This is a genomic window from Pseudoclavibacter sp. RFBG4, assembly GCF_002931515.1.
Classification (GTDB): Bacteria; Actinomycetota; Actinomycetes; order Actinomycetales; family Microbacteriaceae; genus Pseudoclavibacter.
The window spans coordinates 1-19,545 of the sequence record NZ_PSYC01000037.1 but is presented as its reverse complement, the minus strand read 5'-3'; the positions used below and the strand labels follow the sequence as shown (position 1 = coordinate 19,545).

General features: G+C 70.7%; 17 protein-coding genes. 12 read left to right on the top strand and 5 right to left on the bottom strand.

What is annotated here, in order from left to right; all coding sequences use genetic code 11:
• Positions 1 to 41 precede the first annotated feature (41 nt).
• Complete coding sequence (locus C5E10_RS14335; RefSeq protein ID WP_104306097.1) at positions 42 to 1,409, bottom strand: NAD(P)/FAD-dependent oxidoreductase; 1,368 nt, start codon at positions 1,407 to 1,409, stop codon at positions 42 to 44.
• Between the two features lie 181 nt (positions 1,410 to 1,590).
• On the opposite strand from C5E10_RS14335, the gene C5E10_RS14330 reads away from it, so the two are divergent.
• The 9 genes from C5E10_RS14330 (at position 1,591) to C5E10_RS14290 (ending at position 12,413) form a co-directional block, all read left to right on the top strand.
• A complete protein-coding gene (locus tag C5E10_RS14330; protein ID WP_258071156.1) occupies positions 1,591 to 2,253 on the top strand; it encodes a TetR/AcrR family transcriptional regulator in 663 nt (220 codons plus the stop codon).
• 138 nt (positions 2,254 to 2,391) lie between these two features.
• Positions 2,392 to 4,005: an NCS1 family nucleobase:cation symporter-1 gene (locus C5E10_RS14325; protein WP_104298350.1), complete on the top strand. Its 1,614-nt coding sequence runs from the start codon at positions 2,392 to 2,394 to the stop codon at positions 4,003 to 4,005.
• A gap of 6 nt (positions 4,006 to 4,011) precedes the next feature.
• Positions 4,012 to 4,767 carry an aspartate/glutamate racemase family protein gene (locus C5E10_RS14320; RefSeq protein WP_104332218.1) on the top strand — a complete coding sequence of 252 codons (756 nt, stop codon included), beginning with the start codon at positions 4,012 to 4,014 and terminating at the stop codon, positions 4,765 to 4,767.
• Positions 4,764 to 6,110 carry an allantoinase AllB gene (allB, locus tag C5E10_RS14315; protein WP_104332217.1) on the top strand — a complete coding sequence of 449 codons (1,347 nt, stop codon included), beginning with the start codon at positions 4,764 to 4,766 and terminating at the stop codon, positions 6,108 to 6,110. Before C5E10_RS14320 ends, allB begins: the two co-directional genes overlap by 4 nt.
• Positions 6,107 to 7,309, top strand: coding sequence for an acetamidase/formamidase family protein (locus tag C5E10_RS14310; RefSeq protein ID WP_104332216.1), 1,203 nt, complete (start codon positions 6,107 to 6,109; stop codon positions 7,307 to 7,309). Before allB ends, C5E10_RS14310 begins: the two co-directional genes overlap by 4 nt.
• Positions 7,306 to 8,970: an AtzH-like domain-containing protein gene (locus C5E10_RS14305; protein WP_181062784.1), complete on the top strand. Its 1,665-nt coding sequence runs from the start codon at positions 7,306 to 7,308 to the stop codon at positions 8,968 to 8,970. Before C5E10_RS14310 ends, C5E10_RS14305 begins: the two co-directional genes overlap by 4 nt.
• A gap of 20 nt (positions 8,971 to 8,990) precedes the next feature.
• A complete protein-coding gene (locus C5E10_RS14300; protein WP_181062783.1) occupies positions 8,991 to 10,238 on the top strand; it encodes an alanine--glyoxylate aminotransferase family protein in 1,248 nt (415 codons plus the stop codon).
• A complete protein-coding gene (locus C5E10_RS14295) occupies positions 10,235 to 11,593 on the top strand; it encodes a Zn-dependent hydrolase (protein ID WP_104332215.1) in 1,359 nt (452 codons plus the stop codon). Before C5E10_RS14300 ends, C5E10_RS14295 begins: the two co-directional genes overlap by 4 nt.
• 7 nt (positions 11,594 to 11,600) lie before the next feature.
• On the top strand, positions 11,601 to 12,413 hold the full coding sequence (locus C5E10_RS14290; protein ID WP_104298345.1) for a sulfite exporter TauE/SafE family protein: 813 nt from the start codon (positions 11,601 to 11,603) through the stop codon (positions 12,411 to 12,413).
• Between the two features lie 294 nt (positions 12,414 to 12,707).
• Here C5E10_RS14290 and gabT read toward each other — a convergent pair whose 3' ends face one another.
• A complete protein-coding gene (gene gabT, locus C5E10_RS14285) occupies positions 12,708 to 14,057 on the bottom strand; it encodes a 4-aminobutyrate--2-oxoglutarate transaminase (RefSeq protein WP_104240446.1) in 1,350 nt (449 codons plus the stop codon).
• Between the two features lie 138 nt (positions 14,058 to 14,195).
• On the opposite strand from gabT, the gene C5E10_RS14280 reads away from it, so the two are divergent.
• Entirely contained in the window at positions 14,196 to 15,641 is a 1,446-nt protein-coding gene (locus C5E10_RS14280) for a PucR family transcriptional regulator (RefSeq protein ID WP_104332214.1), read from the top strand.
• Between the two features lie 45 nt (positions 15,642 to 15,686).
• A complete protein-coding gene (locus tag C5E10_RS14275) occupies positions 15,687 to 16,199 on the top strand; it encodes a hypothetical protein (protein WP_104240444.1) in 513 nt (170 codons plus the stop codon).
• Here the strand turns inward: C5E10_RS14275 and C5E10_RS14270 are convergent.
• Genes C5E10_RS14270 through C5E10_RS14260 form a run of 3 tightly spaced genes read right to left on the bottom strand, consistent with a single transcriptional unit; the run spans position 16,196 to position 18,874 of the window.
• Positions 16,196 to 16,606, bottom strand: a complete 411-nt coding sequence (locus tag C5E10_RS14270; protein WP_104332213.1) for a hypothetical protein — start codon at positions 16,604 to 16,606, stop codon at positions 16,196 to 16,198. The genes C5E10_RS14275 and C5E10_RS14270 overlap by 4 nt on opposite strands.
• 43 nt (positions 16,607 to 16,649) lie before the next feature.
• Positions 16,650 to 17,795, bottom strand: coding sequence for a branched-chain amino acid aminotransferase (locus C5E10_RS14265; RefSeq protein ID WP_104332212.1), 1,146 nt, complete (start codon positions 17,793 to 17,795; stop codon positions 16,650 to 16,652).
• Positions 17,792 to 18,874, bottom strand: a complete 1,083-nt coding sequence (locus C5E10_RS14260; protein WP_104332211.1) for a 3-isopropylmalate dehydrogenase — start codon at positions 18,872 to 18,874, stop codon at positions 17,792 to 17,794. The genes C5E10_RS14265 and C5E10_RS14260 overlap by 4 nt, the downstream gene beginning before the upstream one ends.
• Before the next feature lie 73 nt (positions 18,875 to 18,947).
• Here C5E10_RS14260 and C5E10_RS14255 point away from each other — a divergent pair, with 73 nt between their 5' ends.
• Positions 18,948 to 19,475 (top strand): hypothetical protein, encoded by a 528-nt coding sequence (locus tag C5E10_RS14255; RefSeq protein WP_104332210.1) that lies wholly within the window; start codon positions 18,948 to 18,950, stop codon positions 19,473 to 19,475.
• Positions 19,476 to 19,545: the final 70 nt, after the last annotated feature.

Sequence of the window (19,545 nt, the reverse complement as noted above, 5' to 3'; positions counted from 1 at the left end):
AATTCTTGGGGTGTCGTCCGATTTCAGGATGCCGTGGGCGCTCAGGACTGGAGGATGCGCTTCGCCGTAGCTTCGCCCATCCGCACCGCGCCGTCAACGTGCTGGTAGCCCTCTGCCGCGAGGTCGGAGCTCGACCAGAAGATCGGGCCGACCGGGTCGTGCTGGATGGCACCCCAGCGGTGGAGTCCGCCGAGGTCGTAGCTCGTGGCGTAGGCGCCGCGGGTCCACTCCTCTGCGCCGAAGTCGGAGAGGTAGAAGACCTCGGGGTCGAGGGCCTTCGGCCCGAGGAACTCGGCGACGGAGCCGAGGACGGCGGCCTTGCGCTCCTCGTCGCTCAGCGCCCACATGGCCTCGGCCGCCTCATCGGTGATGAAGCCGACGAGGGTGCCGCGCTCGTCTTCGTGGTTGGTGTTGTCGTAGACCTCCTGCACGATGTGGCCGGCGCCGAACGCGGTGCCGCTGAGGCCCTCTTCACGCCAGAACGGGGTGGCGTAGGTGGCGTGCACCTTGATGACGAGGCCCATGGAGATGTGCTGGTGCACGATCATCTGCTGGCGTGGCAGGGCGGGGACGAAGGAGACGCGCGAGTAGAGGTTGGGCGGCACGGCCATGATGGCGTGCTGCGCCTTGACGGTGATGTGGTCGGCGACCGCGGTGACGGATGCCGCATTGCCTGCTCCGTTGTCCTCCCAGTGGAGGAAGCGCACAGGGTTGTTCAGGAACACGTCGTCGCCGAGCTCCTGCGCCATCTGCTGGCTGACCGACTGCATGCCGCCGATGACGCGCTTGTCGAGGATGAAGCTCTCGTCGACGAGGTTCGAGAACGAACCGGCGGATGCGGCCATGAGCACTGCCTGCAGCGCGGAGAACGCGAAGGACGGCTTGGTGAGCATGCCACCGGCGACGAACAGCCCGATGTTGTTGCAGGCCTCCTCGTCGGTGGACTGCTGGCGCAGCCAGTGGTGGAAGGAGATGGTGTCGAGCTCGCGCGCCTTGGCGTGCGCCCACGGCTCGACGGGGCCGATCTCGGCGGCGAGGCCGTCGAGGAGCTCGATCATGCGGTCCATCTCGGCGGCTGTGTGCTCGCTGACGGGGAACGTGTCGCCCTCGTAGACGGTGCGCTCGCCCTTGGGGCTGATGTAGACCGACTTGCCCTCGCGGTAGCGCGAGAAGGTGCCCTTGCCGAGCTCTTCGAGGAGGGCGAGGAGCGCCGTCTGGTCTGGCGAGACCCACTGGCCGCCGATCTCGAAGAACTGGCCGTCGATGATGTTGCTCCAGGTGCGTCCGCCGACGCGGTCGCGCGCCTCGAGGACGGCGACGGTCTTGCCTGCCTGGGTGAGGCGGCGGGCCGCTGTGAGGCCGGAGGGGCCTGCTCCGATGATGACGACGTCGCGTTCGATGGTCTGCATTTCCGCTCTTTCCGTTGTGACAGCTCCAAGCGCCCTGGCTTCGCCGTCGAAGTGAGTGTGGTTGGCGGCCGGTTTCCTGGCGCCGCCTTCCAAATAAACAGGATTAATTTACGTTAGTCGAGACGGGCTCCTCGGACAAGCCGCATTTCCGAGGAGCTAGGGTCGAACGACGGGAGGGCCAGTGAGCACCAGCGAGCATGTGGAGTCTGACGGACAGCGGCGTGCTGGGCGACCCCGCACGCGCATCCTCACGCAGAAGCGCATCACGGACGCCGCCATGCGCGTCGCGACCCACGAGGGGTACGACTCCCTGACGATGGCGAAGCTCGCCAAGGCGCTCGGCGTCACCCCCGCGGCCCTCTACAACCACGCGCACTCGAAGCGGCAGATCCTGCGCTGGATCGAGGATCGCCTCATGGCCGCCGTCGACGCCTCGGCGTTCGAGACCGAGCCGTGGGACGCGGCCCTCGCGAGCTGGGCGCGCAGCTACCGCCTCGTCATGAAGGAGCACGACTCGCTCGTGGAGGCGATCGCGAAGATGCCCGTCGCCGGCGCGACCGACACGCTCGCGATGTACGAGGGGGTCGCCTCAGGCCTCCGACGGGCCGGCTGGCCGGACGGCCACATCATGCCGGCGATCGTGGCGATCGAGTCGTTCGTCTATGGCTCCGCGTACGACCTCAACGCGCCCCTCGACATCTTCGAGCTCGGCGATCAGGCGGATGCGGCCCCGACCCTCGCGGCCTCCGTCGCGGCCCACACGCCGCTGGGGTTGCGCGAGCAGGCCTTCGTGCGCGGGCTCGACGCGCTCATCCGCGGACTCGGGGCGGCAGCGGGAGTCTGACTCCGGAGACCGACGCAGTGTCGCCGTCACCGCCGAGACCGTGAAGTTCTGACTGCACGCCACTGAGGGGAGCTCGGTTTTACACGAGCGTTACATTGCAGAAACCTCCCACGAAGCGTGAAGCCATAACTTCAACGCATGACCGATCAACTGGCACAGACTGGCGCATCCGGCAGCACCCGCGGCCTGGGCACCGAAGGCGCGGCGCCCGACAACCTCGTCGAGGCGGCGGGCCACCCCGTCGGCGACGGGAACATGAAGCCCGGCTACGACCCGCGGCTCGCGAACGAGGACCTCGCTCCCCTGCGCAAGCAGCGCTGGGGCTCCTACAACATCTTCGCCTTCTGGATGTCCGACGTGCACAGCGTCGGCGGCTACGTCACGGCCGGCAGCCTCTTCGCGCTCGGCATCGCCAGCTGGCAGGTGCTCGTCGCCCTCATCGTCGGCATCCTCATCGTGCAGTTCTTCACGAACCTCGTCGCCAAGTCGAGCCAGAAGACGGGCGTGCCCTACCCCGTCGTGAACCGCGCGATCTTCGGCGTCAAGGGCGCCAACATCCCGGCGATCATCCGCGGCCTCATCGCCATCGCCTGGTACGGCGTGCAGACGTTCCTCGCCGCCGAGTCGCTCAACATCGTGTTCCTCAAGTTCATCCCCGCCAGCGAGGTGCTGCGCACCGACTACTCCTTCCTCGGCCTGTCGGCGCTGGGCTGGATCTCCTACGCGATCCTCTGGTTCGCGCAGGCAGCTCTGTTCTGGGGCGGGATGGAGTCCATCCGCCGCTTCATCGACTGGGCGGGACCCGCCGTGTACGTCGTCATGATCGTGCTCGCCATCTACCTCGTCAGCCAGGCGGGCTGGGAGAACATCGACTTCAACCTCTCCGCGGGTGAGCCGCTCGACTTCTGGGCCTCCATCCCGGTCATGTTCACGGCCATCGCGATCGTCGTCTCCTACTTCTCCGGCCCCATGCTCAACTTCGGCGACTTCTCGAGGTACGCGAAGAGCTACAAGGCCGTGAAGCGGGGCAACTTCCTCGGGCTCCCGCTCAACTTCCTGTTCTTCTCCATCCTCACGGTGCTCACCGCGAGCGCCACCGTGCCCGTCTTCGGCGAGCTCATCACGGACCCGATCCACACGGTCGAGCGCATCGACACGCACTTCGCGATCCTCCTCGGCGGCCTCACCTTCGTGACGGCGACGGTCGGCATCAACATCGTGGCGAACTTCATCGCGCCGGCGTTCGACTTCTCGAACGTCGCCCCGCACAGGATCAGCTGGCGGATGGGCGGCATGATCGCCGCCGTCGGCTCCGTGCTGCTCACCCCGTGGAACTGGTACAACAACGACGCCGCGATCCAGAACACGCTCGGCGTGCTCGGTGCGCTCATCGGACCGCTCTTCGGCATCCTCATCGCCGGCTACTACGTGATCGGCAGGCAGCGCATCAAGGTCGACGAGATGTTCACGATGAGCGAGACGGGCGCCTACTGGTACCGCAAGGGGTTCAACCCGAACGCGGTGTGGGCCATGGTGCTCGCCGGAGCCCCGACGGTCGCGATCGCGGTGCTGACCCGGCCGCTCGCCGAGGCCGGCATCCTCGACCTGAGCTACCTCGCCGACTTCAGCTGGTTCATCGGCTGCGGACTCGGATTCGCGCTCTTCGTCCTGTTCGAGCGCCGCCAGCCGCTCATGCCGACGTTCGAGGGCGAGACCGCCGGCATCTCCGACGGATCGATCGAGGAGGACTGACCCAGCATGCGCATCACGCTCATCAACCCGAACACCTCCGTCGCCATGACGCAGAAGGTCGCGGCAGCGGCCAGGGCCGTGGCCGGCCCCGCCGTCGACATCGTCGCCGTGTGCCCGGCCCCCGGTGAGGGCCCGGAGGCCATCGAGAGCCACTTCGACGAGGTGCGGGCGGCCTCCGTCGTCGTCGAGCTCGTCGAGCGCGATCTCGCGGATGGCGGCAGCGACGGCTACGTCATCGCCTGCTTCGGCGACCCGGGGCTCGACGCGGCACGTGAGCTCGTCGACGTGCCCGTCATCGGCATCGCCGAGGCGGCCATGCACGTCGCGGCGCTCACGGGGCGCACGTTCGGCATCGTCACGACCCTCTCCCGCACGCTCGGCCGCGCCGACGACCTCGTGCAGCGGTACGGATTCGAGCGCGCGTGCGTCGCGGCGTACGGCACCGGCATCCCCGTCCTCGCGCTCGAGGAGACCGGCTCCGCGGCGTTCGAGGACATCGCCGCGTGGTGCGAGCGAGTCGTCCGGGAGGACGGCGCCGACGCGGTCGTGCTCGGATGCGCCGGCATGGCCGACCTGTGCGCTCGCCTCTCCGAGCGGGTCGGGGTGCCGGTCGTCGACGGCGTCGCCGCATCGGTCGGGCTCGTCGCGGCGATGTCGCGCATGGGCGTCGGCACGAGCAAGCGGGACGAGTACGCACGACCTTCCCGGGCGCAGGCCGCGCCGCAGGGGCAGCTGCGGGTTCCTTCGGCGGCGATCGCATGAGGATCTCCGCGCGACGCGTCTTCCTGGACGGCAGCTTCTCGCCGGCGACGGTGTCCGTCAGCGACGGCACCATCGCCGCCATCGCCCCGTTCGACGACGACGCCGACGTCGTCCTGCCGGACACCCAGGTGCTCCTGCCTGGCCTCGTGGACACGCACGTGCACCTCAACGAGCCGGGCCGCACGCACTGGGAGGGCTTCGCGACGGGCACGGCCGCCGCCGCCGCCGGCGGGGTCACGACGGTCGTCGACATGCCGCTCAACTCGCTGCCCGTCACGACGAGCGTCGAGGCGCTCGACGCGAAGCGAGCGGCGACCTCCGGCCAGCTGGCCGTCGACCTCGCCTACTGGGGCGGCGTCGTCCCGCAGAACCTCGGCTCCCTGCGTCCGCTGCTCGCGGCGGGGGCGGTCGGCGTCAAGTGCTTCCTCGCGCCGAGCGGCATCGACGAGTTCGATCACCTCTCGTTCCCCGAGCTCGAGCAGGCGCTCGAGGAGCTCGCCGAGGTCGACGGGCTCCTGATCGCGCACGCCGAGCTCGAAGCGCACCTGAGCGAGGCATCCGGCCCCGTCTTCTCCGAATTCGTCGCGTCGAGGCCGCCGGTCGCGGAGGTCGAGGCGATCCGCGCCGTCATCGCCGCGGCGAGGCGCACCGGCGCCAGGGCGCACATCGTGCACGTGTCGGCGGCCGAGGCCCTCGACCTGGTCCGCGAGGCGAAGGCCGACGGCGTGCGCATCACGATCGAGACCTGCCCGCACTACCTGAGCCTTCGCGCCGAGGAGGTGCCGGACGGCGACGGGCGCTTCAAGTGCTGCCCACCCATCCGCGACTCCGCGAACCTGGACGCGCTCTGGGCCGGCGTGCTCGACGGCACGATCGACGCGATCGTCAGCGACCACTCCCCCGCGACGCTCGAGCTCAAGGCGGGGCCCGACCTCGGCACCGCGTGGGGTGGCATCGCCGGGGTGCAGACCGGGCTCACCGCCGTGTGGACCGAGGCCAGGCGGCGCGGCATCCCACTGGAGGCGATCCTGCCCCTCTTCACCACGGGACCGGCCGCGCTCGTGCGCCTCGAGGACCGTGGGCTCATCGCGGTCGGCGTCCCGGCCCACTTCGCGATCTTCGAGCCGGACCTCGAGCACACGCTGGAGGAGAATACCCTCGAGTACCGCACCAAGATCAGTCCGTGGCACGGGGCGCGGATGCACGGGGTCGTCGACTCGACCTACCTGCACGGCGAGCTGATCTACACGCGGGCAGCCGGGCTCGCGTCCCGCCTGGGCCGCGAGGTGCTCGCGGCGGCGAACCCCGCACGACTGGACCTCGACGAGGAGCAGGCAGCATGACCACGATTCCCACCGCAGCTCCCGCGGCTCCCGCGGCGAACCGCTACGGCGTCGGCGCAGCCACGCCGGCGTTCGCCCCGCTCCCCATCCTGCAGCCGGGCGCACGCCTGCCTGAGGGCGCGAACTACCTGCCGTCGGGAGCTTCGACCTCGATCTGGGGCAGGCTCCCGAGCGCGCGCGATACCCCCGTGCTGACCGTGCGGCCCGGGGCGAGCGTCGTCATCGACACCGTCAGCCACGAGGGCCTGCTGCCCGACCAGGGACAGCACCCCGCCGCGTTCTTCGCGGCGCACGGCGTGCATCCGGATGCCGTGCTGCTCGACGCCATCGAGATCGCCGAGCACGCGCCCCGCGACCCGGCGAACGACGGCCCGCACGTCGTGACCGGCCCCATCGCCGTCGAGGGCGCCATGCCAGGCGACCTGCTGCGCATCACGGTCGAGAAGCTCGAGCCTCGCGTGCCATACGGGGTCATCTCCAACCGGCACGGCAAGGGCGCGCTGCCCGGCGTGCTGCCGCGCAACCGCGAGACCGTGAGCGTGTTCGCCGCGGTCGAGGAACGCGGCGGCGAGCTCGTCGGCACCATGCCGCTCACCGAGGGCGGCGAACGGAGCGTCGTGTTCCCCCTCGCCCCGTTCCTCGGCACGATGGGCGTCGCTCCCGCCGCAGACGCACGCCCGCACTCCGTGCCGCCGGGCCCGCACGGCGGCAACATCGACATCAAGCTGCTCACCGAGGGCAGCGTGCTCTACCTGCCCGTGCAGGTCCCCGACGCGCTCGCCTACGTCGGCGATCCGCACTTCGCGCAGGGCGACGGCGAGGTCGCCCTCACGGCGCTCGAGGCCTCGCTGCGTGCGACCCTCACCTTCGACGTCGTTCCGGCGGCGGATGCGCGGAGCGAGTTCGGCGACCTCACCGGTCCGCTCGTGCGCACCCCCTCGTACCTCGTGCCGACCGGCCTCGACCCAGACCTGAACGCGGCCATGCGCAAGTGCGTGCGCGCCGCCGTCGACCTGCTGCAGGCTCGGTGGGGCATGGACGAGCACCTCGCCTACGCGTACCTGTCGGCGGCCACCGACTTCGACATCTCGCAGGTCGTCGACGTCGTCTGCGGCGTGCACGCCCGCATCCGCGAGGCCGACTTCGCCGACGTGGCGGCTGGCACGGCACCGCAGAACGGAACAGGAGCACCCGCGTGACCTCAGTCGAGCAGAACGCCCCAGAGACGACGCGTGCGGACGGAACCCCACCCGCCGCCCTGCTCGCCGCCTTCGAAGCTTACGAGCGGGCCGTGCAGAGCAACGACCTCGACGAGCTCGACGCCTGGTTCGCGCCAGGAGACGGGACGCTTCGCGGCGACGACAGCGGCCTGCTGGTCGGCCACGAGCAGATCAGCGAGTTCCGTGCCCAGCGCGGCGGCGTCGCGAAGCGCACCATCGAGCGCATCGAGTACCGGGCCCTGGCCGACGGCGTAGCGCTCCTCGTCTCCACCTCGCGCTTCGCCACCGGCGGGCTCGGACTGCAGACGCAGCTCTGGCAGCAGCTGCCGCAGGGCTGGCGCATCACGGCCGCGCACGTGACCCCGAGGCCCCGCGCCTTCGACCGCTCGATCTGGCGCACCGTCGGCGACCCGCTCTTCCAAGGCGCGTGGGAGGGCCCCCTCGAAGGGCTCACCGTCGCCGTGAAGGACCTCTTCGCGATTCGCGGCTACCGCATCGGCGCAGGCAACCCCAGCTACCTCGACTCCGCGAAGGCCGAGACGAGGACCGCGCCCGCCGTCAGGGACCTGCTGCGCGGCGGCGCCTCCCTGCGCGGCATCGCCCGCACCGACGAGTTCGCGTACTCGATCGCCGGCGACAACGCGCACTTCGGGACTCCCCCGAACGCCGCCGTCCCCGGTGCCCTCCCCGGCGGCTCCTCGAGCGGGCCAGCATCCGCCGTCGCCAACGGCCAGGCCGACATCGGCCTCGCGACCGACACCGCCGGATCGGTGCGCATCCCAGCCTCCTATCAGGGGCTGTGGGGCCTGCGCACGACACACGACCTCGTGCCACGTCAGGGCCTCCTGCCGCTCGCACAGTCGTTCGACACCGTCGGATGGCTCACGCGCGACGGCGAGACCCTGCAGCGGGTCGCCGACTGGTGCCTCTCCTACGACAGCTCGGAGTCCACCGCGAGCGCGGCGGGGCAGCGCGGCGAGGACCTCCCCGGCCGCCTCGTCGTGCCGGCCGAGGTGCTGGCCGCGGCCTCGCCAGAGACCGTGTCCGCCTTCGAGGCGTTCCTGCGCGAGCTGGAGGAGCGCGGAGCCGTGGCTGCGCCGGTCGAGCGGGTCTCGATCGGCGAGCTCGCGAGCTACCAGGAGCCGTTCCGGATCGTGCAGGGCGCTGAGGCCTGGCGCAACAACCGCCCATGGCTGGAAGCGCACCCCGGCGCCACGGGCCCCGCCGTCGCTGCCCGGTTCCTCGCCGCCTCGCAGATCACCGAGGCGCAGGAGCAGGCGGCCCGCGACGCCCTCGCTCCCCTGAGCGCCCGCCTCGAGCGACTCGCCCACGACGCCGTGCTCCTCTTCCCCACCGCCCCGGGGGCAGCGCCGAGCCGAGCCGCGGATGCAGCGAGCATCGACGCCATCCGCACCGCGACGCTGCGCATGACCACCCCGGCCGCCGTCGCCGGGCTGCCCGCGCTCTCCGCGCCGCTCCTCAGCGTGCCGACCACGAGCAGCGCGCAGGCCGCGCCCGTCGGCGTCTGCTTCGTGTCGCGGGCGGGCTCCGACCTGGCGCTCGTCCGACTCGGCCGCCGGCTCGCATCCGCCGCAGCCCCCACCCCGAGAGCCACCAGCCGCGCCGCGACGAGCGCGTGAGCACCGAGAGAATGAAGCAGATGACCGCGATCCTCCCCATCGAACCGCCAGCCCGCCTCCTCATGGGGCCCGGCCCCATCTCGGCGTACCCGAGCGTGCTCCGCGCCATGTCGAGCACCCTCGTCGGCCAGTACGACCCGTTCATGACGCAGGCCATGAACGAGACGCAGGATCTGTACCGGCAGGTGTGGGCGACCGAGAACACGGCGACCGTGCTCGTCGACGGCACCTCCCGCTCCGGCATCGAGGCGGCGCTCGTCTCCCTCATCCGGCCAGGCGACCGGGTGCTCGTCCCCGTCTTCGGCCGGTTCGGCCACCTCCTCGCCGAGATCGCGGAGCGCGCCCTCGCCGAGGTGCACACCATCGAGGTGCCGTGGGGGCAGGTCGTCCCCGTCTCGCGGATCGAGGAGGCCATCGTCCGCGTCAAGCCGACCCTCCTCGCCCTCGTCCAGGGCGACACCTCCACCACCATGAACCAGCCCCTCGACGAGGTCGGCGCCGTCTGCGCGAAGCATGGCGTGCTCTTCTACGCCGACGCGACGGCGTCCATCGGCGGCAACGAGTTCCTCGCCGACGCCTGGGGCCTCGACGCCGCGACCGCCGGCCTGCAGAAGTGCCTCGGCGGCCCGAGCGGCTCGGCGCCCATCACCCTCTCCGAGCGCGCCGTCGAGGTCATCCGCTCCCGCAGCCGGGTCGAGGCTGGCATCCGCGAGACGGGCGACGAGTCCGCGAGCGACTTCATCCGCTCCAACTACTTCGACCTCGGCATGATCCTCGACTACTGGGGGCCCAGACGCCTCAACCACCACACGGAAGCCACCTCCATGCTCTACGCGGCGCGGGAGTGCGCGGCCGTCCTGCTGCGCGAGGGCCGGGACGCCGTCATCGAACGCCACCGGGTCGCCGGTGCCGCGATGCTCGCCGGCGTCCGGGCGCTCGGGCTCGAGGTCTTCGGCGACGTCGCGCACAAGATGAACAACGTCGTCGCCGTCGTCATCCCGGAAGGCGTCCCCGGCGACACGGCAAGGCAGGACCTGCTCGACGACTTCGGCATCGAGATCGGCACCTCCTTCGGCCCGCTGCACGGCAAGGTGTGGCGCCTCGGCACGATGGGCTACAACGCCCGCAAGGACACCGTGCTCACGACGCTCGCCGCGCTCGAGGCCGTGCTGCGCCGATACGGCGCGTCCGTGCCGACCGGCGGTGGTGTCGAGGCCGCAGCCGACGTCTTCCGCGCAGCCGACAGCCCCCGCGGAGCCGCCGAATGACGGCCACGCGACTGGGCGCCCTCGAACCCGCCATCTTCGAGCTCGCCGCGCGCCGCGTCATGGCGCGCTGCGACGAGCTCGCGCGCATCACCTCCACCCCAGGTGCCATCACTCGCGTGCACCTCTCCCCCGAGCACGCGCGCGTCAACCGGCTGGCCGCCGAGTGGATGCGCGAGGTCGGCCTGCAGACCAGGCAGGACGCGGCAGGCAACCAGCTCGGCCTCCTCCCCGCGGCGGACCCGGAGGCGCCCGTGCTCATGCTCGGCTCGCACCTCGACACGGTCGTCGACGCCGGACGCTACGACGGCATCGTCGGCGTGCTCATGGCCATCGAGGTCGTGCGCCTGCTCCAGCGCCGCGACGACGACACGAGTGGGGTGGATGCCCCCGCCCGCTCCCCGTTCGGCTTCGGGCTCGAGGTCGCCGCGTTCTCCGACGAGGAAGGCGCGCGCTTCGGCAAGGCGCTCCTCGGCTCCTCCGCCGTCGCCGGCACGTGGGACGACGCCTGGTGGGAACTCGAGGACCCGGACGGCACCACCCTGCACGAAGCCGCGCTCGAGTTTGGCCTCGACCCCGGCCGCGTCTCGGAAGCCGCCCGCAGGCCGAGCGAGCTCGTCGGCTACCTCGAAGCGCACATCGAGCAGGGGCCCGAGCTGCACGCCCGCGGCGAACCGCTCGCCGTCGTCTCCTCCATCGCCTCCGCCCGTCGCTTCCAGCTCGTCGTCGAAGGCGAGGCCAGGCACGCCGGCGGCACCCCGTACGACATGCGCCGCGACGCGCTCCTCGGCGCGAGCGAGGCGGCCCTCGCCGTCGAGCGCATCTGCTCCACCCAGCACCACATCATCGGCACCGTCGGCCAGTTCGAGGCGTTCCCCGGCGCGATGAACATCGTTCCGGGCGAGGCGAGATTCAGCCTCGACCTGCGCGGAGAATTCGACGGCGAGCGCGACCGCGTGTGGGACCAGATCTCCCGCGAGCTCGACGACATCATGGGCCGCAGGCGCCTGCGCTGGCACACCCGCGAAGTGCACAACGCCCCAGCGCTGTTCTGCGCGCCGCTGCTGCAGGACGTCGTCGGCGAAGGCATCCGCTCCACCCTCGTGCCGGGCACCGCCGCGGACGGGAGTATCCTCGGCTCGGGCCGGACCGAAGACCCGACGACCCTGTTCAGCCCAGCCGGACACGACGGCATGGCCATCGGCGCCATCACCGACGTGGGGATGCTCTTCATGCGCAACCCCGACGGCGTCAGCCACCACCCAGACGAGGCAGTATCGCTCGGCGACGTCGCCCTCGGCATCCGCGCCCTCGCGGAAGCCGTCGCCCACCTCGGCGCAGAACACCGCAGAACCTAGGAGCTCCATGACCACGCCCGCCACCACCAGGACCCGCCGCGACTGGATAGTGCTCATCTCGATCGGCCTCGCGGCAGGCTTCCTCTCCGGGTTCCTCGGCGTGGGCGGCGGCACCATCATCGTGCCCGCGCTGACCGCCATGCTCGCGTTCGACCAGCGCCTCGCCGCCGGCACGTCGCTCGCCGCGATCATCCCGCCCGCCATCGTCGGCGTCGTCGGCTACGTCCTGACCGGCTCCGTGAACTGGCTCGCGGGCCTCATCCTCATCGTCGGCGCAATCGCCGGTGCCTGGATCGGATCGTGGCTCCTCAACAAGCTGCCGCTCATCGTGCTCCGGTGGATGTTCATCGTGTTCCTGCTCGGCGTCGCCGTCTCCCTGTTCCTCGCCGTGCCGAGCCGCGACGCCGAGGTCACCATGACGGCGCTCACGGCACTCATGCTCGTCGCGCTCGGTCTCGTCACCGGCATCATCTCGGGGCTCATCGGCGTCGGCGGCGGCGTCATCCTCGTGCCTGCGCTCATGCTGCTGTTCGGCTCGAGCGACCTCGAGGCGAAGGGCACGAGCCTCCTCGTCATGATCCCCACCACCATCACGGGCACGATCGGCAACTCCCGGCGCCGCAACGTCGACCTGAAGGCGGCCGCCGCGATCGGGCTGACGGCCGCGCTCACGAGCCTCCTCGGCGTGTGGTGCGCCGTGCTCATCGACCCGATGGTCGGCAGCATCCTCTTCGGCGCGTACCTGCTGTTCATCGCCGGGCAGAACGCCTACAAGACCATCAAGGCGCAGCGCAAGGCGAAGCAGGCCCCCGCGGCCTGACCCGCCCGGCGCATCCACCCGCCGCATCCACCCGGCGCATCCACCCGGCCGGCGCAGACACGCGTCCCCGGCACAGACCTCGGGCAGATGCAGCTTCATCGCGAGACGAAGCTGCATCTGCCCGAGGTCTGTGTTGTTTGGGGCGTTCGCCCTGGGGCGCCAGGGCGGCGGCGAGCGGGTACCCCCGGAAATACCTCGACGCCCCGGCGGCGCGGAATGTGCCGGGGCGTCGAGATTCTGTTGCCGGGGTCTCCCCCGGCGGCTTGATGCGCGCCCGAGACGGGCGCGGGCGTTCTACGCCTGAGCGCGGATAGCCGCCTCGAGCACGTCGAGGCCGTCGTTCAGCAGCTCGTCCGTGATGGTGAGCGGCGGGAGGAGGCGCACGACGTTGCCGTAGGTGCCGCAGGAGAGCAGCACGACGCCCTGGCCGAGCGCATCCGCGACGATCGCCTTGACGGCGGCCGGGTGGGGCTTCTTCGTGGTCGTCGCCGTGCCGGCCTCGACGAACTCGAACGCCAGCATGGCGCCGCGACCGCGGACCTCGCCGATGATCGTGTTCTCGCCGAGCTCGGCGCTGAGCGCCTCGAAGCGCGTCTTCACGATCGTCTCGATCTCGAGGGCGCGGGCAGCGAGCTGCTCGTCCTCCATGATGCTGATCGTGGCGAGCGCGGCGGCCGTGGCGACCGGGTTGCCCGTGTAGGTGCCGCCGAGCCCGCCGACGTGCACGCTGTCCATGATCTCGGCGCGGCCGACGACGGCCGACAGCGGCATGCCGCCCGCGACGCCCTTGGCGATCGTGACGAGGTCGGGCACGATCTCCTCGTGCTCGGACGCGAACCAGGCGCCGGTGCGGCACATGCCGGCCTGGACCTCGTCCGCGATGAAGACGACGCCGTTGGCCTTCGCCCACTCGACGAGCGCGGGGAGGAAGCCATCGGCGGGGACGATGAAGCCGCCCTCACCCTGGATGGGCTCGATGATGATGGCCGCGACGTTCTTGCCGCCGACCTGCTTCTCGATGACGTCGATCGTGCGCGCCGCCGCCTCGGCGCCCGTGAGGCCGTCACGGTAGGGGTAGCTCATGGGCGCACGGTAGACCTCGGGCGCGAACGGGCCGAAGCCGTCCTTGTACGGGATGTTCTTCGCGGTGAGGGCCATCGTGAGGTTCGTGCGGCCGTGGAACGAGTGGTCGAACGCGATGACGGCGTTGCGGCCGGTCGAGTGGCGGGCGATCTTGACCGCGTTCTCGACGGCTTCCGCGCCGGAATTGAGGAGCACGGCCTTCTTGGCGTGGTCGCCCGGCGTGATCTCGATGAGCTTCTCGGCGACGGCGACGTAGCCCTCGTATGGGGTGATGCCGAATGCGGTGTGCGTGAAGTGCGCTGCCGCCTCCTGCACGGCCGCGACGACACGGGGGTGGGATGCGCCGACGTTCGTGACGGCGATGCCGGCACCGAAGTCGACGAACTGGTTGCCGTCGACGTCGCGGATGATGGCGCCGTCGACGTCAGCCGCGTACACGGGGACTGCGGGGACAAGCGATGCGGAGACGCTCGCCTCACGACGCGCAGTCAGGGCCTGCGACTTGGGGCCTGGAATGGCGCCTTCGAGCTTGCGCTCCTGGGCAATGCGGAACTCCGTCACGGTGCTTCCTTCCTCGGGGTTCGACCTCTTGGTATGGCTTGAAGGCTACGCGGTTCTGCACCGCGAGACGAATGGGCACGCGCACGACCGGTCTGACCACTTCTGTGCATCCGTCTAGGGCATGTCTAGAATCGGGGCATGCTCGCCACCGTCGACACGCTCCTCGCGAACCGTTCCCTGGGCCTCACCCTGCACACGGGCGAGCCGCAGGCGCTGCGCGCCAGCATCGAGTGGGTGGCGACGACGGAGCTGCTCAACCCGCAGCCGTTCCTCACGGGCGGACAGCTGGTGCTCACGACCGGGATGCGCCTGCGGGGCACACGCGCGTACCGCTCGTTCGTGGAGTCCCTCGTCGAGGCGGACACGGTCGCGCTCGGCGTCGGGACCGGCTTCACGCACGACACCGTGCCGGCCGCCCTCATAGCGGCGGCCGAGCAGGCCGGGCTCCCGCTCTTCGAGGTCGCCTACGAGACGCCGTTCGCGGCGCTCACGAAGGTCGTCACGCAGGCGAGCACCGACGAGCAGCACTCGCGCCTCGAGAGCGAGCACCGCCAGCAGCAGCAGCTGGTGACGTCGCTGCTCTCCGACGGCGGCATCACGGGGCTCGCCGCGAGGCTCGCCAGGCTGACGAGCTCGCACGTCGCCGTGACCCGCCTCGGCGAGCTGCTCGCCGGCAGCCTCGACGTGCACGACGAGGCCGTCACGGGGTGGGATGCGCTCCCCATCTCCACGGGCCAGTCGGCAGGGGCGACCCTCCACATCACGAACCCCCGTGTCAACGAGGGCCTCGTGAACTACGCGCGGTCGCTGCTCAGCCTGCAGCTCATCCAGGACACGCGTCGCGTCCGCGCCGCCCGCGACGCGTCTGGGCACGTGCTGCACGACCTCATCCGCGGCAAGTTCACGATCGAGGACGCCGAGCGGCGCCTGACCGCGCTCGGCGTGGCCACGGGTCAGGCCGCACGCGTGCTGGTCGCCGAGACCGAGGAACGCCGCACCGCGGAGCTCACCGCGCTGCCGCTGCCAGCCGAACTGCAGTCGTCGGTGTCCGCGGTCTTCGAGGGCCGCCTCCTCATCATCGCGCCGGAGCGCACGCGCATGCCGAACGCGGCCGAGGCGTTCATCGGCCTCGCCCGCTCGGCGGGCATCGCAGCGCGGGTCGGCATCGGCGACCTCTACCCGGCCTCCCTCGCCCTGCGCTGGAGCTACTTCGAGGCCCGGGATGCGCTGCGCAACGCGCCGAAGGACATCGACGTCGCCACCTCCGCACGCCTGTCCATCTCCTCGCTGCTGCTCGCGAGCCGCGACGTGCCCGTGCTGGAGCTCGCCGCCGAAGTGCTCGGGCCGCTCGAAGCCCACGACGCCGAGCACGGATCGATGCTGCTCGCCACCCTCGACGCCTACTTCGCCCACTCCGGCCAGATCGCGCAGGTCGCCGACGAGCTCGGCACCCACCGCAACACGGTGCGCTACCGCCTCGACCAGATCGCCGCCATCTCCGGCCTCGACCCGCGCATCATGTCGGAGGGCGTGCAGCTGTGGCTCGCCGGGGCGGCCAGGCGGCTGCGCGCCGGTGGCGCGTGACGCGCCGCGCGCATCCGCACCCCGCCGTTCTGGGAGACTGACGGCATGGCGAACACGTACACCCTCCCCAACGGCGTCGAGCTCGGCGACGACGGAGCCGTCGACATCACCGTCGACGTCCTCGACGTCGAGGACCTCGCGTTCGCCCACGTCTGCCGGTCGCTGCGCCAGCAGCTCGAACCCGGCCGCGGCCTCATCGTCACGATGCCAGCCGGCGACGACGTGCTCGGCTACGTGTACCGCGAGGAGCAGCGCGAGGACGGGCGGCGCGACGAGTTCGACGACACCGACTCGCTGTTCGTCGACATCCACGAGCTCACGTTCGAGTTCGACGCTCCCCGCGACACCGACATGGACGAGGACGGCGTTCGCGCGCTGCTCGCGAGGGCACGCCCGGACACCGAGCTGAAGATCGAGGGCATCGAGCTGCTCGAGCTGCGAGACGGACCGATGTCGCTCATCACCTGCCGGCCCCCGCGCGCCTGGACCTTCCGGCAGCTTGTCCTCGAGGTGCAGCTGCTGCGCGGCTCCTACATGGCGCTCCACTACACGAGCTAGCGGCGACCCCGCGTCACCGCACGCCAGCGGACGGCGCGCGACGGCGCCACCGCGAACGTCAGGAACCAGCCTCCCGCGAACGCGAACAGCGCAAGCAGCCCCATGCCGGCGACCGGACTCGCGAGCACCCCGAGCGCGAGCATCCCGAGCACCGCCGAGATCACCACCACCCGCCGCAGCCACGCCGAGACGTGCACGAGGAACCTCGTGGTCGCCCATCCCGCGAGCGTGGCGACCACGAGCACCACCGGCGCCAGCCAGAACTGCCCGGCCGTGAGGACCCCGGCGAACAGGGCAGCCAGGCCGAGCTCGAGCACCGTGAGCAGCACGAAGCCTCGCCTCGACGGCGCGGCCATCGCCTGCTCCTGGTAGTCAGCACCCTTGCGGGCAGCCCAGCCGTAGACCACGCGTCAGCCCGCCATCCGTCCGATCACTCCGGTCCGCCAGCCCTCAGGCCAGGCGCTGCGTCCAGCCCATGAGGTCGGGCAGCTCGCCGTTCTGGATGCCCGTGAGCTCGGCGCGGATGCGCATGCTCACCGAATCCTGCGTGATGACCGGGTTCTCGATCGTGAAGTCGGGCGACTTGACCTTGCCGATCGGCGAGATGACGGCCGCAGTGCCGCAGGCGAACGCCTCGACGATCGTGCCGTCGGCGACCCCCTCGCGCCACTCGTCGATCGTGATGCGGCGCTGCTCGATCCTCCGACCGGCCCGCTCGCACAGCTCGAGGACGCTGTCCCGCGTGATGCCTGGCAGGATGGAGTCGCTCAGCGGCGTGAGGATCGTGCCGTCCGACTTGATGAGCACGATGTTCATGCCGCCGAGCTCCTCGAGGTACGTGTTCTCCGCCGCGTCGAGGAACAGCACCTGCTCGCAGCCGTTCGCGTACGCCTCCTCCTGCGGGAGCAGCGACGATGCGTAGTTGCCGCCGCACTTCGCGGCCCCCGTGCCACCCGCGCCAGCGCGGGAGTACTCCTGCGAGAGCCAGATGTCGACGGGGCGCGTGGGGTCGGAGAAGTAGGAGCCGGCTGGGCAGGCGATGACCATGTAGCGCACCGTCTGCGCCGCGCGCACGCCGAGGAAGTTCTCGAACGCGATCATGAAGGGGCGCAGGTAGAGGGTCTTGCCCTCGCCGGCCGCCGGAACCCACTGCTCGTCGATCTGCACGAGCTGGCGCACCGACTCGACGAACAGCTCCTCGGGCAGCTCGGGCAGCGCGAGGCGCCGTGCGGAGCTCTGCAGGCGGCGGGCGTTGCGCTCCGGCCGGAACGCGAAGACGTCTCCCCCGCCGTGCCGGTAGGCCTTGAGCCCCTCGAAGATCTCCTGGCCGTAGTGGAAGACAGCGGACGAGGGGTCGACCTGCAGCGGCCCGTACGGCACGACTCTGGCATCGTGCCAGCCCTCGGCGAGGGTCCAGTCGATGATCACCATGTGGTCCGTGAAGTGCTTGCCGAACCCGGGGTCGGCGAGCACCGCGTCCCTGACCTCGGCGGAAGCCGGAGCCGGGTTGCGTTCGATCGTGAACTCGAGGGAGGCTCCCTCGGCCACGGCGGCCTGCGTCGTCGTGCCGGGCTGGGTGCTGCTGGTGTCGCTCATGCGTGGGTTCCTTGCGCGGTCAGTCGGGAGATGATGGCGTCGCCGATCTCGGAGGTGCTCCTGGCCGTTCCACCTCGGGATGCGAGGTCAGCGCGGCAGGCGCTCTCGAGGGATGCGGCTGCGTCCGAGAGTCCGAAGTGCTCGAGCAGCAGAACGACGGAGAGGATCGCCGCCGTCGGGTCGGCTTTGCCGAGGCCCGCGATGTCTGGAGCCGAGCCGTGGACGGGCTCGAACATGCTGGGGAACTCGCCTTCGGGATTGATGTTCCCCGAGGCCGCCAGCCCGATGCCGCCGGTGATGGCTGCGGCAAGGTCGGTCACGATGTCGCCGAACAGGTTATCGGTGACGATCACGTCGAATCGCTGTGGGTTCGTGACGAAGAAAATCGTAGCAGCGTCGACGTGCAGGTACTCGACGGCGACGTCCGGGTAGTCGGCGGAGACCCGGTCGACGACACGCTGCCAGAGCACGCCGGCGTTGACGAGCACGTTCTTCTTGTGCACGAGCGTCAGGTGCTTGCGCGGACGCGACTGCGCCTTCTCGAACGCGTAGCGGACGGTGCGCTCCACGCCGTAGGCCGTGTTCACGGAGACCTCGGTCGCGATCTCGTGCGGCGTCCCGGCACGGACCACGCCGCCGTTGCCGACGTATGGCCCCTCGGTGCCCTCGCGGACGACGACGAAGTCGACCTCGCCTGGGTCGCTCAGCGGGGTCTTCACACCGGGCGAGATCGCGCCAGGGCGCAGGTTGATGTAGTGATCGAACGCGAAGCGCAGCTTCAGCAGCAGACCGCGTTCGATGATGCCGCCCGCGAGGCGCTCGTCTGCGGGGTCTCCCCCGACCGCGCCGAGCAGGATGCCGTCGTGCTGGGCGAGCGCGTGCAGCTCCGCCTCGGAGATGATGTTGCCGGTCTCGAGGTAGTGCCCCGCTCCGAACGGATACTCGGTGAGGCTCAGCTCGACGCCTTCCGGGAGGGCGGCGCGGAGCGCTCGCTGCGCTTGGGCGACGACTTCCGGGCCGATACCGTCACCCGGGATGACGGCGATGTCGAGCTTCTGAGTCGCTGCACGTTCCGACACGAGGCGTCCTTTCCTGCCGACGGCGATCGCGGCTCTCCCAGTTTAGGCCGCGGCTGGGCTAGCGTCTGTCCCCATGACCACCGCCATCCTGCGCCGCAAGGACGACCTGCCTCGGGAGCGCGCCGCGAGCCGCCTCACGGCGTACGTGTACGGCAACATCATCGTGCTCGCGACGCTCCTCGGACTCGTGCACGCTGGCGAGAACCCGGGAGAGGGCGCCATCGTGGTCCTCGCGACGGGCGGCACGACGCTGCTCGCGCACCTCATCGCCGACGCCGTCGGCCACTCGACACGCGCCGCCAACCGACCAGAGCGCACAGCGCACCTCAAATTCCTCCACGAGCTGCGGGATGCGGTCCCGATCGCCTCTGCCGCATCCATCCCCGCGGCGATCCTCGGGGTCGCCGCGCTCGGTGTCATCGACGGCGAGACGGCGCAGACCATCGCCGAGGTCGTCATCATCGTGCGTCTCGCCGGCATGGGCTTCACCATCCAGCGCATCCGCGGCGAGAAGCCCTCCTTCCGCACCTTCGCGGCCGGCATCGGCCTCGCCCTCGTCGGCGTCGGCATCTCCGTGCTCAAGGCGAACCTCGGGCACTGAAGACGCAGGCAGCGTTCGCCGAGGCGGCAGGCGGCCGATGGAAGTGCTAGCTCTCGCTGATGTCGATCTC

What these genes read in the sequence shown, in the direction of transcription:
- C5E10_RS14265 (WP_104332212.1), bottom strand. Translation starts at nt 17,795, where the DNA reads ATGAGCGACACCAGCAGCACCCAGCCCGGCACGACGACGCAGGCCGCC.
- C5E10_RS14255 (WP_104332210.1), top strand. Translation starts at nt 18,948, where the DNA reads ATGACCACCGCCATCCTGCGCCGCAAGGACGACCTGCCTCGGGAGCGC.
- C5E10_RS14290 (WP_104298345.1), top strand. Translation starts at nt 11,601, where the DNA reads ATGACCACGCCCGCCACCACCAGGACCCGCCGCGACTGGATAGTGCTC.
- C5E10_RS14320 (WP_104332218.1), top strand. Translation starts at nt 4,012, where the DNA reads ATGCGCATCACGCTCATCAACCCGAACACCTCCGTCGCCATGACGCAG.
- C5E10_RS14325 (WP_104298350.1), top strand. Translation starts at nt 2,392, where the DNA reads ATGACCGATCAACTGGCACAGACTGGCGCATCCGGCAGCACCCGCGGC.
- C5E10_RS14280 (WP_104332214.1), top strand. Translation starts at nt 14,196, where the DNA reads ATGCTCGCCACCGTCGACACGCTCCTCGCGAACCGTTCCCTGGGCCTC.
- C5E10_RS14295 (WP_104332215.1), top strand. Translation starts at nt 10,235, where the DNA reads ATGACGGCCACGCGACTGGGCGCCCTCGAACCCGCCATCTTCGAGCTC.
- C5E10_RS14275 (WP_104240444.1), top strand. Translation starts at nt 15,687, where the DNA reads ATGGCGAACACGTACACCCTCCCCAACGGCGTCGAGCTCGGCGACGAC.
- allB (WP_104332217.1), top strand. Translation starts at nt 4,764, where the DNA reads ATGAGGATCTCCGCGCGACGCGTCTTCCTGGACGGCAGCTTCTCGCCG.
- C5E10_RS14300 (WP_181062783.1), top strand. Translation starts at nt 8,991, where the DNA reads ATGACCGCGATCCTCCCCATCGAACCGCCAGCCCGCCTCCTCATGGGG.
- C5E10_RS14335 (WP_104306097.1), bottom strand. Translation starts at nt 1,409, where the DNA reads ATGCAGACCATCGAACGCGACGTCGTCATCATCGGAGCAGGCCCCTCC.
- C5E10_RS14310 (WP_104332216.1), top strand. Translation starts at nt 6,107, where the DNA reads ATGACCACGATTCCCACCGCAGCTCCCGCGGCTCCCGCGGCGAACCGC.